This window comes from Micromonospora sp. SD19 (genome assembly GCF_054462275.1).
On sequence record NZ_JBTLMN010000004.1, the window covers coordinates 13,632 to 27,225 of the forward strand.

At 72.6% G+C, this 13,594-nt stretch carries 15 protein-coding genes; 12 read left to right on the forward strand and 3 right to left on the reverse strand.

All coding sequences use genetic code 11. The features are described 5' to 3' along the window. Positions 1 to 39: 39 nt before the first annotated feature. Positions 40 to 984, forward strand: coding sequence for a Ppx/GppA phosphatase family protein (locus ACX27O_RS15635; RefSeq protein WP_030329700.1), 945 nt, complete (start codon positions 40 to 42; stop codon positions 982 to 984). Between the two features lie 75 nt (positions 985 to 1,059). Continuing rightward, the gene (locus ACX27O_RS15640; RefSeq protein ID WP_081883736.1) at positions 1,060 to 1,866 is read left to right on the forward strand and encodes a sugar phosphate isomerase/epimerase family protein; all 807 of its coding nucleotides are present in this window, start codon (positions 1,060 to 1,062) and stop codon (positions 1,864 to 1,866) included. Between the two features lie 33 nt (positions 1,867 to 1,899). Here the strand turns inward: ACX27O_RS15640 and ACX27O_RS15645 are convergent, their stop codons facing one another. Genes ACX27O_RS15645 through ACX27O_RS15655 form a run of 3 tightly spaced genes read right to left on the reverse strand, consistent with a single transcriptional unit; the run spans position 1,900 to position 3,946 of the window. Then, entirely contained in the window at positions 1,900 to 2,487 is a 588-nt protein-coding gene (locus ACX27O_RS15645) for a CGNR zinc finger domain-containing protein (protein WP_030329704.1), read from the reverse strand. Between the two features lie 18 nt (positions 2,488 to 2,505). Beyond that, a complete protein-coding gene (locus ACX27O_RS15650; protein WP_210860264.1) occupies positions 2,506 to 3,672 on the reverse strand; it encodes a glutathionylspermidine synthase family protein in 1,167 nt (388 codons plus the stop codon). Between the two features lies 1 nt (position 3,673). Then, a complete protein-coding gene (locus ACX27O_RS15655; RefSeq protein ID WP_245233557.1) occupies positions 3,674 to 3,946 on the reverse strand; it encodes a hypothetical protein in 273 nt (90 codons plus the stop codon). Positions 3,947 to 4,051: 105 nt separating this feature from the next. Here ACX27O_RS15655 and ACX27O_RS15660 point away from each other — a divergent pair, with 105 nt between their 5' ends. The 10 genes from ACX27O_RS15660 to ACX27O_RS15705 all read left to right on the forward strand — a co-directional run bounded on the left by ACX27O_RS15660 (position 4,052) and on the right by ACX27O_RS15705 (position 13,398). Further along, a complete protein-coding gene (locus tag ACX27O_RS15660) occupies positions 4,052 to 4,972 on the forward strand; it encodes a proline dehydrogenase family protein (RefSeq protein ID WP_030329709.1) in 921 nt (306 codons plus the stop codon). A gap of 105 nt (positions 4,973 to 5,077) precedes the next feature. Continuing rightward, positions 5,078 to 5,878 (forward strand): alpha/beta fold hydrolase, encoded by an 801-nt coding sequence (locus tag ACX27O_RS15665; RefSeq protein WP_030329711.1) that lies wholly within the window; start codon positions 5,078 to 5,080, stop codon positions 5,876 to 5,878. Further along, positions 5,871 to 6,446: a TetR/AcrR family transcriptional regulator gene (locus ACX27O_RS15670; RefSeq protein ID WP_030329713.1), complete on the forward strand. Its 576-nt coding sequence runs from the start codon at positions 5,871 to 5,873 to the stop codon at positions 6,444 to 6,446. Before ACX27O_RS15665 ends, ACX27O_RS15670 begins: the two co-directional genes overlap by 8 nt. Before the next feature lie 55 nt (positions 6,447 to 6,501). After that, complete coding sequence (locus ACX27O_RS15675) at positions 6,502 to 7,791, forward strand: hypothetical protein (protein ID WP_030329715.1); 1,290 nt, start codon at positions 6,502 to 6,504, stop codon at positions 7,789 to 7,791. A gap of 44 nt (positions 7,792 to 7,835) precedes the next feature. Further along, positions 7,836 to 9,218 carry an efflux RND transporter periplasmic adaptor subunit gene (locus ACX27O_RS15680; protein ID WP_358124807.1) on the forward strand — a complete coding sequence of 461 codons (1,383 nt, stop codon included), beginning with the start codon at positions 7,836 to 7,838 and terminating at the stop codon, positions 9,216 to 9,218. After that, positions 9,215 to 10,225, forward strand: a complete 1,011-nt coding sequence (locus ACX27O_RS15685; RefSeq protein WP_357635791.1) for an ABC transporter ATP-binding protein — start codon at positions 9,215 to 9,217, stop codon at positions 10,223 to 10,225. Before ACX27O_RS15680 ends, ACX27O_RS15685 begins: the two co-directional genes overlap by 4 nt. After that, positions 10,222 to 11,406 carry an ABC transporter permease gene (locus ACX27O_RS15690; protein ID WP_210864802.1) on the forward strand — a complete coding sequence of 395 codons (1,185 nt, stop codon included), beginning with the start codon at positions 10,222 to 10,224 and terminating at the stop codon, positions 11,404 to 11,406. The genes ACX27O_RS15685 and ACX27O_RS15690 overlap by 4 nt, the downstream gene beginning before the upstream one ends. A 212-nt stretch (positions 11,407 to 11,618) precedes the next feature. After that, positions 11,619 to 11,828: a helix-turn-helix domain-containing protein gene (locus ACX27O_RS15695; RefSeq protein ID WP_007465625.1), complete on the forward strand. Its 210-nt coding sequence runs from the start codon at positions 11,619 to 11,621 to the stop codon at positions 11,826 to 11,828. A gap of 272 nt (positions 11,829 to 12,100) precedes the next feature. Then, positions 12,101 to 12,202, forward strand: a complete 102-nt coding sequence (locus ACX27O_RS15700) for a 30S ribosomal protein bS22 (protein ID WP_007465623.1) — start codon at positions 12,101 to 12,103, stop codon at positions 12,200 to 12,202. A 119-nt stretch (positions 12,203 to 12,321) separates the two neighbouring features. Beyond that, a complete protein-coding gene (locus tag ACX27O_RS15705; protein WP_030329729.1) occupies positions 12,322 to 13,398 on the forward strand; it encodes an NAD-dependent epimerase/dehydratase family protein in 1,077 nt (358 codons plus the stop codon). Positions 13,399 to 13,594: the final 196 nt, after the last annotated feature.

Genomic DNA, 13,594 nt, shown 5'->3' on the forward strand with positions numbered 1-13,594 from the left:
GGTGAGCCGCGCAAACGTGTTGCACCTAGGGTCTTCACCATGCGACTGGGTGTCCTTGACGTCGGATCCAACACTGTGCACCTCCTGGTGGTGGACGCGCACCACGGGGCGCACCCGTGGCCGGCGCACTCCGAGAAGGTGGTGCTCCGGCTGGCCGAGCAGATCGGCCCCGACGGCGCACTGACCGAGGCGGGTGCGGACGGCCTGGTCAAGGCGGTGGGCATGGCGAAGGCGGCGGCCACCGGGCTGGCGACCGACGACCTGATCGCGTTCGCCACGTCAGCGGTGCGCGACGCCACCAACGCGGCCGACGTGCTGGCCCGGGTCCGCGACGAGACCGGCGTACGCCTGGCGGTGCTCTCCGGCGCGGACGAGGCGCGGATGACCTTCCTGGCCGTACGGCGGTGGTTCGGTTGGTCCGCGGGCCGGCTGCTGGTGCTGGACATCGGTGGTGGCTCGTTGGAGATCGCCGCCGGCATCGACGAGGACCCGGACGTCGCGGTCTCTCTTCCGCTCGGTGCCGGCCGGCTGACCCGCGAGCGGCTGCGGGTCGATCCGGCCAGTGCGGCCCCGCCGTCGGCGGAGGCCGTCGACAAGCTCCGGGAGTACGTGGACGGCCGGCTCGACAAGGTCGTCGACCAGATGACGGAGGTGGGCTGGGGTCGGGCGGTGGCCACCTCGAAGACGTTCCGGACCCTGGCCCGACTGGCCGGGGCGGCCCCGTCCGGTGCCGGGCTGTGGGCGCGGCGCAGTCTGACCCGGGCCGGCCTTCGACAGGTCATCGGCTTCATCCGGCACATCCCACCGGCGCAGTTGATGGAGCTGGAGGGGGTCAGCGCGGGTCGGGCCCACCAGTTGCTGGCCGGTGCCGTGGTCGCCGAGGCGGTGATGCGCCGCCTGGATCTGGATTCGCTGGACATCTGCCCGTGGGCGCTGCGGGAGGGTGTCATCCTCCGTCGGCTCGATCAACTTGAGCCGATCTGACCCCACGACCGTTTTGGGGCTGTTTGCCGGCGCTCGTCACGATGCCCCCGGCGTCGCCGGGCTACGCTGGCTGATGTGACTTCCCGCGTTCCCGTGCTCCTGTCCAGCTCGTCGGTCTTTCCCGAGCCGACCGCGGCGGCGTTCCAACTGGCCGCGGCGCTCGGCTACGACGGCGTCGAGGTGATGGTCTGGACCGACGTGGTCAGCCAGGACGCGGGCGCGCTGCGCGGCCTCTCCACGCACTACGACGTCCCGGTGCTCTCGGTGCACGCGCCCTGCCTGCTGGTCACCCAGCGGGTGTGGAGCCCGGACCCGTGGGAGCGTCTGCGCAAGGCCGCCGAGCTGGCCGAGACGCTTGGCGCGCCGACCGTCGTGGTGCACCCACCGTTCAGCTGGCAGCGGGACTACGCGCGCAACTTCGCCGAGGGCCTGGCGACCGTCGCGGACCGGTTCACCGGGCTGCGCTTCGCGGTGGAGAACATGTACCCGGTGCGGATGGCGGGTCGACAGTTCGTCCCGTACGTGCCCGGCTGGGATCCGACCGACGCCGGCTACCCGTCGTACACGCTGGATCTGTCGCACTGTGCGGCCTCACACAGCGACCCCCTGGAGATGGCCGACCGGATGGGTGCCGGGCTGGCGCACGTGCACCTCGGTGACGGCACCGGCGAGGGTCGCGACGAGCATCTGGTGCCCGGGCGCGGCACCCAGCCGTGCGGGGAGCTGCTCTCCTCGCTGGCCGGCCGGGGTTTCACCGGGTCGGTGGCGGTGGAGGTCGCCACCCGGGGCGCGAAGAGCCGCGCGGTGCGCGAGGCGGACCTGCGCGCCGCGCTGGAGTTCGCCCGCCAGCACCTGACCGCCCAGTCACCTGTCGACGTCTGACCCGTCCGCCCCCACGAGAGGGCGGTGGCGGTGTCAGCTGACCGGTGAGAGGGAGTCGACGCCGGCGGTCGGTTGGGCTGCGACAGTCACCTGCTCGCCGACCGCGGCCCGCTTGCGGGCCCGGTGCGCCGCCACGTGCGAGCGGGTGGCGCACCGCTCCGAGCAGAACCGCCGGCAGCAGTTGGACGACGTGTCCAGGTAGACGTTGCCGCACCGCTCGTCGGCGCAGACCCCGAACCGGGCGCTGCCGTACTCGCAGAGCCAGACCGACAGCCCCCAGACCGCGCCGGCCAGGTATTCGGCGCTGACTGAGGCGCCCCGGCTGGTCACGTGCATGTGCCAGTCGCTGGAGTCGTGCCCGGAGATGCGCGGCTGCACCGGGAACGCCTCCAGCAGCGCGTTCAGCTCGGTGACCGCCTGGGCGTCCCGCCCCGAGGTGCCGTACTCGAAGACGTCGCGCAACCGCTTCTGGGCCCGGCGGAAGATCGCGACGTCCCGGTCCGCGACCTCGTCGCGCATCCAGGCGTTCTCGTCGGGGAAGAGGGCCCGCAGGTCGTCGAGGTCGTCCAGGCGGGCGTTGACCAGGTCAACGCCGGTCCGGGCGTACGCGTCGAAGTTCACGCCCCAACGGTAGACGACTCAGCGGGTGCGTGGCGCGTCGATGTAGTGCGGCAGGAACCGCGCGTAGCCGTCGGTGATCAGACTGGCGCTCTCCCGCACCCCCACTCCGGCCGACTCGCCGTCGACGATCCAGCTGCCCAGCACCATCCGGTTGCCGGCGAACTGGGGCAACGCCCGGAACTCCTGGTAGCACCAGCCCTCGTCGCCGTAGATGCCCGGGTTGGTGATCTCCTCGCCGGCGGTGACGATGCGCACCGAACCGCCCTCGCGGCCGAGCAGTGGCTTGGCGACGTACTCCGGCATGCCGCGCGGCGAGTCGAGATACGCCGGGAGCAGGTACTCGTGGCCGGGGTACAGCTCCCAGAGGACCGCGAGCAGCGCCTTGTTGGAGAGCAGCAGTTTCCATGCCGGCTCGATCCAGGTGGTCGGGGTGCCCGGGGCCAGGGCCGCCGGCCCGTACGGCTCGGCCAGCATCCACTCCCACGGGTAGAGCTTGAAGCAGGTGGTCACCGGGCGGTCGTCGGCGTCGACGAAACGTCGGCCGTCCCAGCCGATCTCCTGGATGGGCTGCAACTCGACGTTCAGGCCGGCCTGCCGGGCGGTCTCGGCGAGGTAGCCGGCGGTCATGTGGTCCTCTCCGGACTCCTCCTCGTTCGACCAGAGCACGTGCACCAGCGGGTCGTGCAGCCCGGCCCCGATCTTGGCCCAGGCGCCGACCAGCCGTTCGTGCAGGCTGTTCCACTGGTCCAGATCCGGCTGGGTGTCCTCCAGCCAGTACCACTGGATGATGCTCGCCTCGACCAGCGCGGTGGGGGTGTCGGCGTTGTACTCCAACATCTTCGGGGGCCAGGTGCCGTCGTACGCGAGGTCGAAGCGCCCGTAGAGGGTCGGTGGCGCCTCCCGCAGCGACCGGGCCACCGCCTCGGCCGCCCACTGCGGGATGCCGAACTCGGCGTACCGGCGCTGCGCCACCACGTGCTCGGCGGCGGCCACCGACATCTGGTGCAGTTCCTCGGTGGCCTCCTCCAGCCGCAGCACCTCGTCCAGGTCGAAGGCGTACGCGGCGGTCTCGTCCCAGTACGACATGATCCCGCCGTCGGGCAGTTCGGTGTCGACGTAGACCAGCCCCTGGGAGCGGATGGTGGCGTCCCAGTCGGTGCGCGGGGTGACCGTCTCGCGGCGCACGTCAGCCGCCGCAGGCGGCGAGGTGGGTGCCGAACCCGCCGCGCTCGGGCAGGGCCGTCGTGGCCGGTTCCGGGGCGGTGCGGCCGGCGGCCGGGTCGCTGACCCGCATCGCCAGCGCGACGGTTTCGCCGCCGCCGACCGGCCCGAGGGCGCAGTCGTCGTCATCGTCGTCGTCCGAGGTCATGTTGCAGCCGGAGAGGGCGAGCGCGAGAGCGGTGAGCGCGCCGAGTTGCACGGAGGCCGATCGGAGCCGGCGGCGGGGGCGTTGGTCCACGGCATCGTTGTAGCCGATCGACGCCACCGCCGCCGCCCCGCCCCGGGTCGAAGTGCCCCCGCCGCCCCTCGGCGGGGGCCCTGGCAGGGGCGTTACGCTCGGCTCATGCTCCGTTCCGTCATCCTCGCCGCCTCCCGGTCATCCCAGGTCGAGCGGCTCGTCGCGACCGCCCCGTACACCCGGGACGTCGTACGCCGGTTCGTCGCCGGCGCCGCCACCGACGACGCGTTGCGCGCGACCCGCGGGCTCGTCGACGACGGCCTCGCGGTCACCCTCGACCACCTCGGTGAGGACACCGTCACCCCCGAGCAGGCCACCGCCACCCGCGACGAGTACCTGAAGTTGCTGAAGATGCTCGCCGGTGCGGGGCTCACCCCGGCCGCCGAGGTCAGCGTGAAGCTCTCCGCCCTCGGCCAGATGTTCGACGAGCAGTTGGCGTACGACAACGCGCGGGCGATCTGCGCGGCTGCCGACGCGGCGGGCACCACCGTCACCCTGGACATGGAGGACCACACCACCACCGACTCGACGTTGGAGGTGCTGAGCCGGCTGCGCAAGGATTTCCCGTCGACCGGCGCGGTGCTCCAGGCGTACCTGCGCCGGACCGAGTCGGACTGCCGGGAGCTCTCCTCGGCCGGGTCGCGGGTGCGGCTGTGCAAGGGCGCCTACAAGGAGCCGGAGTCGGTGGCGTACCAGTCGGCCCGCGAGGTGGACAAGTCGTACGTGCGCTGCATGAACATCCTGATGTCCGGCGACGGGTATCCGATGCTGGCCACCCACGACCCGCGGATGATCGCCATCGGTGAGGACCGGGCCCGGTGGTTCGACAGGGGGCCGGAGCGCTTCGAGTTTCAGATGCTCTACGGCATCCGCCCCGAGGAGCAGGCCCGGCTGGCCGGCGAGGGCTACACGGTGCGCACCTACGTCCCGTACGGCGACGAGTGGTACGGCTACCTGATGCGTCGGCTCGCCGAGCGCCCCGCCAACCTGGTCTTCTTCGGCCGCGCCCTGATCTCCAAGAAGTAACTTCTCCGATTCGGCCGACGGGCCGGCGGCGACCGCTCGGGTCACCGCCGGCCCGTTCGGCTATCCGGCTTGCCAAACTCGGCTAAGTGACTTAGCTTTAAGGCTATGACAGCTAGCCAGGTGTGGCGGGACGGTGGACACATCGCGTACGAGGTGCAGGGCGAGGGGCCGCTTGTCGTCCTCGCGCACGGCATGGGAGAGAACAGGGCGAGCTTCCGGCACCTCGTGCCCCTGCTGGTGGCCGCCGGTCACCGGGTCGCCTCGGTCGACGTCCGGGGCCACGGGCAGTCCAGTGCCGGCTGGCCCACGTACGCCCCGGCGGAGGTCGGCGCGGACCTGCTCGCCGTGGTCCGCGACCTCGACGCCGGCCCGGCCGTGCTGGTCGGCAGCTCGTCCGCCGCGGCGGCGGTGGTCTTCGCCGCCACCGATGCGCCCGAGCTGGTCACCGGCATCGTGCAGATCGGCGCGTTCGTTGGCCAACCGAAGCTCAACCCGTTGCTGCGAATGGCGATGTGGTCCGTGCTGCACAGCCCCCGACTGTTCGGGATGTTCCACAACACCCTGTTCCCGGTGCGCCGACCCGCCGACGACGCGGCCTACCGTCGTTCGATGGTGGCCAACCTCCGCGAGCCCGGCCGGATGGCCGCGACCCGCGGCGTGATCGCACCGGCCGAGCCACACTGGACCAGCCGCGCCCCGCAGGTGCGGCAACCGGTGCTGGTGCTGATGGGGTCCAAGGACCCGGACTTCCCCGACCCGGGAGCCGAGGCACGAGCCGCCCGGCGGCTCTTCGGCACCGCCGAAGCCCGGATGATCGGGGAGTCCGGCCACTACCCGCACGCCGACCAGCCGCAGCGCACCGCCGAGGAGCTGCTCGGTTTCCTGGCGGTGTGCGCCGGTGCCTAGGGTCGGCCTCAACCAGCAGACAGTGGTGCGGGAGGCCGCCCGGCTGGCCGACGAGGTCGGCTTCTCACAGCTCACCCTCGCCGCGCTCGCCAACCGGCTCGGTGTCGCGCTGCCCAGCCTCTACAAGCACGTGCGGGGGGCGGACGCGCTGGCCCAGAAGCTTGCCGCACTGGCCACCGCCGAGCTGGCCACCGAGATGACCACCGCCGCCGTCGGCCGCTCCGGTGGCGACGCGCTCCGGGCCATGGCGAACGCCTACCGTGGCTACGCCCACCGACACCCCGGTCGCTACCCGGCCACCCAGCGGGTGCCCGATCCGGCCGACCCGGAGCACGTCGAGGCCGGCGAACGCGCCGTCGGTGCCGTCGTCGCGGTCCTTCGGGGCTACGGGCTCACCGGTGACGACGCGGTGGACGCCACCCGCGCGCTGCGCAGCGCCCTGCACGGCTTCGTGACCCTGGAGGCCGCCGGTGGGTTCGGTCTGCCCCGCGACGTCGACCGCTCGTACCAGCAGTTGATCGCGAGCATGGACATCTCCTTCCGCTCCTGGCCGGGCACCGGCGCGTGAGCCGGCGGCCGGGGCGGCCTCGCCGCGTCCAGGTATTGGTCGTACCCTTCGGCGGGTGACTGACGAGGTGCAGCGGCCAGCACCACGGCGGCTCTGGCCGCTGTGGACGGTGCTCGTGGTGGTGTTCCTGCTGCTGGGCTGCGGCCTGCCGGCGGCGCTCGTCGTCGGAGTGATCCGGGAGACAGGCGCGCGCCCCACCGTCAGCCGGGTCGGTGCCTCGGCTGCCGACGATCCGGCCACCGCCGTGGCCCGCGGGTTGTCCGACCGGATCACCGCCCAGCTGCACCGTCAGTCCGCGGCGCTCCTCGGTGGCGACCGCGCCGGTTTTCTCGCCGTCGCCGACCCCGTCGCCCACAACGACCTGCGCCGACGCTTCGCCGCACTCCGCGAGCTGAAGGTGACCGGGTGGCGGGCCGAGCCCAGTGGTCTGCCCGTGCCGATCATCGGCAAGCCCGGCGAGTGGCGGCTGCTGGTGCGCTTCCAGTACTGCTTCGTCACGCCGAACTGTCGGCCCAGCCCGGTGCTGATCGGCACCCGGTGGCGGGAGAACGGTGACCAGCCCCTGATGGTCGCCATGGAGGAATCCAAGTCGGTGGAGACCGGCACCCGACCGTGGGAGATCAGCGACCTGGCGGTCGCCGTCGGCGCGCGGACCATCGTCGCCACCACCCCGGCGCTGCGCGGCAAACTACCCGGCCTGCTCGCCCAGGCCGAGGCGGCGGCCAAGGTCGCCGACGGGTACGCGGTGACCGGGTCACCGCCGGACCGCTACCGGATCTTCTACGCCGGGCGCACCGAGTGGCAGCGCTGGTACGGCGGGGAACGCCCAGAATGGACCGGCGGTTACGCGGTGACAGTGGGCGGCGGCCACCACGAGGTGGTGCTCAACGCCGAAGGGCTCACCAACAGCGGCACCGACGACCTCCTGCGGCACGAGCTGACCCACGCGGCGTCGTTGCCGGAGCGTGGCTACCCCGGCAAGCTCACCTGGTGGTTGGTGGAGGGGCTGGCCGAGTTCGCCGGTGCCGGCGGCCAGGCGGTCGACAGGTACGAAGGGGTCGCCGACGTCCGCAAGATGGTCCGGGGCGGCTGGGACGGCAAGTTGGAGGGCGTCAACCCCGCTGACGATGCCCCGGCCGAACGGGTCGCCGGCAGCTACGGCATCGGCTACCTGGCCGTCCGGCACCTCGTCGACAGGTACGGGCCGCTGCGGCTGCTCACCTTCTTCAAGACCGTGGTGCACGACGGCAGAACCCTCGACGTGGCGTCCGAGAAAGCGTTCGGCGAGCAGTGGTCGACACTGCACGACGAGTGCGTCGCCTACGTCCGCGCCACCGCCGGCTGACGCAGCTCAGAGGTGGTGCGAGGGCACGCCGTACCATCGATGGGGTGCGCCGCCCTCAGTCGTCACGGCCCGCCGGCACCACGCGGCCCCGCCTGCTCGTCGCCCTGACCGCCGTCGTCGTTCTCACCGCCACCACCGCCGCGTCCTGCGGCGACGAAGGCCCCGACCTCGCGTTGGCGTCGGCCGAACGTAACCCGGTCACCGAGGTGATCGACGCCCCGGCCACCGTGACGGCCCGTGCCGCCGCCACCCTCACCGCTCCCGCCGACGGCACCCTGTCCAGCCTGCGCGTCCAGCCTGGACAGCGGGTCAAGCGCGGTCAGGTGCTGGCCGTTGTCGACTCGCCGAGCGCGCAGCAGCGCCTGCGGCAGGCGAAGGAGGCCCTGTCCGCCGCGAAGCGCGCCGGCCGGGGCGTCGGAGCAGGAAACCTGACCAGCAGCCGGCGCGGCACCGACAAGGCCGCCAACGAGGCGTTCGATGCCGCCCGCAAGGCCGCCGACAAGATCGCCGACCCGCAGCTGCGGGATGCGCTGTTGACCCAGGTGACGTCCGCGCAGAAGCAGTACACCGCCGCCGCGCGCAGCGCCGACCAGGCGGTCCGCGCGGTCCAGCGGGGGATCAACGGGTTGAGCTCCGCCGTCGGCGCGCTCTCCGCGGCGCAACGGCTCCAGGCCCAGCAGGCGTACGACCTGGCGAAGGCGACTGTCGACGCGCTGACCCTGCGCGCCCCGATCGCCGGTGTGGTGCAGCCGGGCGGCACCCGGGCCGGCGGTGGTGCGAACGCCGGTCTGGCCGGGCTGTTGGAGCAGGCCGGGGGCGCTGGCCTCGACCCGTCCGTGCTGACTCCCAACCAGGGCGGCCCGCCGGCCGGGGTGGACGACGCGGTCGCGGTTGGCGGGCTGGTCACCGCCGGAGCGCCGGTGCTGACAGTGGTGGACACCGGGCAGTTGGGTCTGCTCGCCGAGGTGGACGAGACCGACGTGCTGCTGGTCAAGGCCGGCGTGCCGGCAACCGTCGAGTTGGACGCCGTCACCGGCGCCAGCTACGACGCCACAGTCCGGTCGGTCGACGTGCTGCCCACCAACTCCGCGCAGGGCGGGGTCACCTATCGGGTACGCCTGGCGTTGGGTGCCGGAAAGCTGGCCGAGGACGAGCCGGCCCCGACGCCCCGCCCCGGCATGAACGCGATCGTTCGCCTGCGGGTACGCGAGGCTGTCGACGCGGTGACCGTCCCCGCCTCGGCGGTGTTCTCCGCCGACGGCCGGGACGCGGTCTGGGTGGTCCGCGACGGCAAGGCCGGCCGGGCGTCGGTGACGGTGGGCGTCCAGGGGTCCGACCTGGTGCAGATCCTCGACGGGGTGCAACCCGGCGACCGGATCGTGGTGCGCGGTGCTGACCAGGTCCGCGACGGCCAGGAAGTCCGGTGACCGAACCCGCCGCTTCAGGTCCGCACGGCGGGGAGCGTGCCCCGGCGATCGAGGCGGTGGACGTCTCCCGGACGTACCAGCTCGACGGGGTGTCGGTGGCGGCGCTGCGTGGGGTGTCGTTGACCGTGCAGCCGGGGGACTACGTGGCCCTGGTCGGGCCGTCCGGCTCGGGCAAGTCCACCCTCATGCACCTGCTCGGTGGGCTGGACCGGCCCACCGGTGGCCGCCTGGTGATCGGCGGGCGGGACGTCAACGCCCTCGCCCCGCCGGAGATGGCGACCCTGCGCAACGAGACGATCGGCTTCGTCTTCCAGGCGTTCCACCTGTTGCCGCGTACCTCGGCGGTGGAGAACGTGGCCCTGCCCCTGGTCTACCGGGGGGTGTCGGCCCGGCAGCGGCGGGAACGGGCGGCGGCGATGCTCGGCCGGGTCGGTCTCGGGCACCGGCTGGACCACCGGCCCAACCAGATGTCCGGCGGTGAGCAGCAGCGGGTGGCCATCGCCCGCGCGTTGGTCACCGAGCCGACGGTGCTGCTGGCCGACGAACCCACCGGCAACCTGGACAGCGTCACCGGTGCCGCCGTGCTGGAGCTGTTGGAGCAGTTGAACGAGGAGTCCGGGGTGGCGCTGGTGATGGTCACCCACGACCAGGAGGTGGCGGCCCGCGCCCACCGTCGGATCACCATGCGCGACGGGGTGGTCGTGGCGGACAGCGCACGCCCGCCGGGCGCGGACACCGACCCGCACTCCGCCCATGATCGACCGCCGTCCGTTGATCACGGTCGACCTGCGACACTGGTCCCCGCTCCCAGCGCGGAGCCCCGGTCCGCGTCCGGAAGCGGCCCGGGGCACCCGTCCGGTGGCTCCGGTGGCGCCGCCGGAGCCACCGGGCGCCTTCCGCGCGAGGCCGAGCGGCCACAGGCCGACCCGCGCGACGCCGACCCGCGCGAGGCACGCGACGCGGCTGTCGGTGAGCGCGCAGCCGAGCGTCCCGGGGGTACGACGTGAGGGTCGCCGAGGCGTGGCGGGTGGCGCTGGACGCCCTGCGGGCCAACCGGCTGCGCAGCGCGCTGACCATGCTCGGGGTCATCATCGGGGTGGCCTCGGTGGTGCTGCTGGTGGCCATCGGCACCGGCACGAAACAGAAGGTCGAGCAACAGGTCGAGGGCCTCGGCTCCAACCTGCTGCTGGTCGTACCCGGTCGGATCGAGGTGGGCAACGCGCCGGTCGTGTCGCCGCTGACCCTCAAGGACGTGGACGCCGTCAACCGGGTCGTCGGTGACCCCGAACGGGTGGCGGTCACCGTCGCGTCCGGGGCGACAGCGCGGGCCGGCGGCCGTTCCGACTTCACCACCGTGCAGGGCGTCCTGGAGACCACCCCGGCGGTGTTCACCAGGTCGCTGGCCCGGGGACGCTACCTCACCGGCACCGACGTGGACACCAGTCGACGGGTGGCGGTGCTCGGCGACTCGGTCGCCCGCGCGCTCTTCCCCGACCGGGACCCGCTCGGCCAGCAGGTGGCACTCGCCGGGGTGCGGTTCCGGGTGATCGGGGTGTTCGCGCCGCTCGGGCAGAGCCTCGGCGTCGACCGGGACGACGAGGTGCACGTGCCGGTGACCGCCGCGCAGCGACTCTGGGGCACCCAGCGGATCGACGGCATCGCGGTGAAGGCACCGGACCGGGAGCGCATCGACGAGCTGGGCGAACGGATCGTCGCCGAGCTGAACCGCCGCCACCCGGACACCGAGTTCAGCGCCGTCACCCAGCAGCAGATCCTCGGCGTGCTCGGCGACATCCTCGGTGTCCTCACCGGTGTGCTGGCCGCCATCGCCGGCATCTCACTGCTCGTCGGCGGCGTCGGCGTCTCCAACATCATGCTGGTCAGCGTCCGGGAGCGGACCCGGGAGATCGGGCTGCGCAAGGCCGTCGGCGCGCGTCCCCGCGACATCGGCGTGCAGTTCCTGCTGGAAGCGGTGCTGCTCACCACGATCGGCGGGGTCACCGGAATGGCGCTGGGCGTGGGAACCGCTCTGCTGGTCGACGCGCTGTCGCCGATCCCGGCCGCGATCACCTGGTGGTCGCTGGCGCTCGCCTTCGGCGTGTCGGCGGTGGTGGGCATCGTCTTCGGGGTGGTTCCCGCGCAGCGCGCCGGCCGCCTCGACCCGGTCGTCGCGCTGCGCACCGAATGAGCACCGCCGGAACAACCGGACGGTGCACGCGCACGGGCGGATACCGGGAGCACGGATCGGGTGAACCGGCCACCGAAACATGATCAGTTGCAGGAAGGGATCGCGCCGGTCACAACCGCCCCGCTACCGTACTGGTAACACGCGCGTCGCCGGCCCGGCCCGGAGCATCCGTCGGGTTGGCACGCGCCGGGCATGGGATGGGTCGGTGAGCCATGGCCGGGTCACAGTCCGACGGACGGCTGTCGGAGGTCAAGTTCCTGACCGTCGCGGAGGTGGCGACGGTCATGCGGGTGTCGAAGATGACTGTCTATCGCCTGGTGCACAGCGGTGAGCTCACCGCCGTCCGGGTCGGCCGGTCGTTCCGGGTGCCCGAGCACGCGGTGCACGAATATCTCCGGGGTGCGTTTCAGGAAACCGCCTGAGCCACCACCACACCGCCCGCCACCGCCGGCTGACCGGCATCGGTGAGCGTACGGAGTGAGATCGCGAGCCGCGCAGTCGTGGACCTGAGGCGGCCGCGACGGGGGCGCGTTGGTCCGGCTGACGCCCTCCGGCTACCCTGGAGCCCGACCGAGACCCCACAGGTGCGCCCCGCCGCCCAGACTGGTCCGGTCCGTTGTCCGCAAGCGGTCGCCGTCGCCACCTGCGTGGTGTCATCCGGTCCGCCCCGCACGTTGTATCGAAAGGCTGTCGTATGGGCTCGGTGGTCAAGAAGCGCCGTAAGCGCATGGCTAAGAAGAAGCACCGCAAGCTGCTGCGCAAGACCCGCGTCCAGCGTCGCCGTCTCGGCAAGTGATCGCCGCCGGGCTCAGCGCCCGGCGTGCGTCGCTTGCCAAACTGTCGACCTCCGGAGGCTCAGGTGATCAGGCCGTGGTCGTCCCGGCTCGGTCCATCCTGCCGGCGTAGGTGCGTCAGATGACCCCCGGTGGCACCTCAGGTGCTCCGGGGGTCGTCGTCGTCACCGGAGTGGGCCGTTACCTGGGTGCCCACGTGGCGGCCCGACTGGCCGCCGACCCCCGCATCGAACGGGTCATCGGGGTGGACGCACCGGACGCCGGCACCGAGTTCCCCGACCTGCTGGACCGGGTCGAACGGATCCGCGTCGACAGCGGAGCGCTCGGTGGCCTCCTCGCCGACCTGGACGTCGACGCGGTGGTGCACCTCGCGCTGGTCACCTCACCCGACCCGCAGCACGGCGGCCGGTCCGCGATGAAGGACCAGAACGTCATCGGCAGCATGCAGATGCTCGCCGCCTGCCAGCGGGCACCCCGGCTGCGCAAGCTCGTGGTCCGCTCGTCGACCGCCGCGTACGGGGTGTCGTTCCGGGATCCTGCGGTCTTCACCGAGGAGACCGAGCCCCGCGAGGTGCCGCGCGGCGGTTTCGGCCGCGACATCCTCGACCTGGAGGGGTACGTCCGTGGCTTCCGGCGCCGCCGGCCCGACGTCACCGCCACGGTGCTGCGCTTCGCCCCGTTCATCGGCTCGACCGCCGACACCACGCTGACCCGTTACTTCTCGCAGCCGTTCGTGCCGACGGTCTTCGGCCGCGACCCCCGCCTGCAGTTCCTGCACTTCGACGACGCGTTGGAGGTGCTGCACCGGTCGATCGTGGAGGACCATCCGGGCACGTACAACGTCGCTGGTCCGGGGGTGCTGTCGCTGTCCCAGGCGATCCGGCGGGCCGGCCGGGTCGCCGTGCCGGTGCTGGAGCCGGGTCTGTCGGGGGCCGCCGCGCTGGCCCGCACCATGGGCTTCGGCCGCTACGGCCTGGACCAGGTCGACCTCTTCGTGCACGGCCGGGTGGTCGACACCAGCCGGCTGGAGCAGGAGTACGGCTTCACACCCCGGTCGACAGCCGCCGCCTTCGAGGACTTCATCCGCGCCCATCACGGCGGGGTGGTGGTCACCCGGGATCAGCTGGCCGCCGCCGAGAAACTCGTCCTGGACGGCATCCGGCAGGTCCGATCAGCCATGCGGGAGCGGTCATCGTGAGCGCGAGGAGTGAGCCGGGTTTGCGAGCCCCGCAGTCGCGAACAGAGGTGGCGCTGTGAGTGCACCGGAGGAGGGGCGCGACCCGCAGTCGGTCGGGCGTTTCGACGTACCCCAGCAGGTGCCCGGGCCGGATGCGGAGCCGGCGCGGCGCAACGGACACCGGCCGGCCGCGCAGGCCGCGCCGACCCCGGCAGCG

Coding starts and splice junctions, on each gene's coding strand:
- ACX27O_RS15700 (WP_007465623.1), top strand. CDS start 12,101: ATGGGCTCGGTGGTCAAGAAGCGCCGTAAGCGCATGGCTAAGAAGAAG.
- ACX27O_RS15660 (WP_030329709.1), top strand. CDS start 4,052: ATGCTCCGTTCCGTCATCCTCGCCGCCTCCCGGTCATCCCAGGTCGAG.
- ACX27O_RS15665 (WP_030329711.1), top strand. CDS start 5,078: ATGACAGCTAGCCAGGTGTGGCGGGACGGTGGACACATCGCGTACGAG.
- ACX27O_RS15695 (WP_007465625.1), top strand. CDS start 11,619: ATGGCCGGGTCACAGTCCGACGGACGGCTGTCGGAGGTCAAGTTCCTG.
- ACX27O_RS15635 (WP_030329700.1), top strand. CDS start 40: ATGCGACTGGGTGTCCTTGACGTCGGATCCAACACTGTGCACCTCCTG.
- ACX27O_RS15705 (WP_030329729.1), top strand. CDS start 12,322: ATGACCCCCGGTGGCACCTCAGGTGCTCCGGGGGTCGTCGTCGTCACC.